The sequence below is a fragment of the Burkholderia sp. Ac-20345 genome (genome assembly GCF_017104825.1).
Classification (GTDB): Bacteria; Pseudomonadota; Gammaproteobacteria; order Burkholderiales; family Burkholderiaceae; genus Burkholderia; species Burkholderia lata_B.
Window position 1 is genome coordinate 1 of record NZ_JAAGPO010000523.1, and the last position, 972, is coordinate 972.

Sequence of the window (972 nt, forward strand, 5' to 3'; positions counted from 1 at the left end):
CGACGCTCGTGCTCGGCCGCGTGGCGCTGTCGGGGCCGGCGGCGACGGTCGCGCACGTCGATCTCGGCGCGCCGCGCAAGCCGTACGACGCGCCGCGCTGGCTGCCCGTGAACCGGCCGATCGCGTTCCGCGAGCTCGTGTCCGATACGCGCGATCTGGAAGTGCGCGGCACGACGCCCGACGCGATCCGCCTGAACCTGCGCGTGCCGGCCGATCTGCATTCGTGGAACGGCGCAGGCGTGCCGATCACGCTGCGCTACCGCTACACGGCGCCGACGGTGCAGGACAACTCGACGCTCGCCGTCGAGATCAACGAACAGCTCGTGAAGTCGTACCGTCTCGGGCCGGCTCAAGCCGAGGATGCGCACGGCCGGATGCAGCTGCCGTTGCTGTCGGTGCCCGAAGGGCGCGTGACGAGCGACGTCGACATCCCGGCGTTCCGGGTCGGCAGCGGCAACCAGCTGCAGTTCCGCTTCACGCTCGACTCGCAGAAGACGGGCCTGTGCTCGAGCACGGCGACCGAGCCGCAGCGTGCGGCGATCGATCCCGATTCGACGATCGACTTCTCGCACTTCGTCCATTACGCGCAATTGCCGAACCTCGCGTTCTTCGCGAACAGTGGCTTTCCGTTCACGCGCTACGCCGACCTGTCGCAGACGGCCGTCGTGATGCCTGACCGGCCGTCGCCGCAGGAGCTCGAGGCCTACCTGACGATGCTCGGCCACATGGGCGAATGGACCGGCTTCCCGGCGCTGCGCGTGCAGGTCGCGCGGCCCGGCGACGTCGCCGCGCTGTCGGGCAGCAAGGATCTGCTCGTGATCGACGGCTCGCCCGCGTCGCCGCTGCTCGCGCACTGGCGCTCGGCACTGCCGCTCGTGATCGGCGAGCAGGGCGGCGCCGGAGGCGAAGGCGCCGCGCGCGTCGCGTTCTCGGTGAAGGAGCGCTGGCGCAACGGCGTCGGCCTGACCGAAG

1 protein-coding gene is annotated in these 972 nt (G+C 70.8%); it reads left to right on the forward strand.

From position 1 onward, the window contains the following. Positions 1 to 972 (forward strand): cellulose biosynthesis cyclic di-GMP-binding regulatory protein BcsB (locus G3O06_RS48430; RefSeq protein WP_205820481.1); only part of this gene is annotated, 972 nt, incomplete at both ends.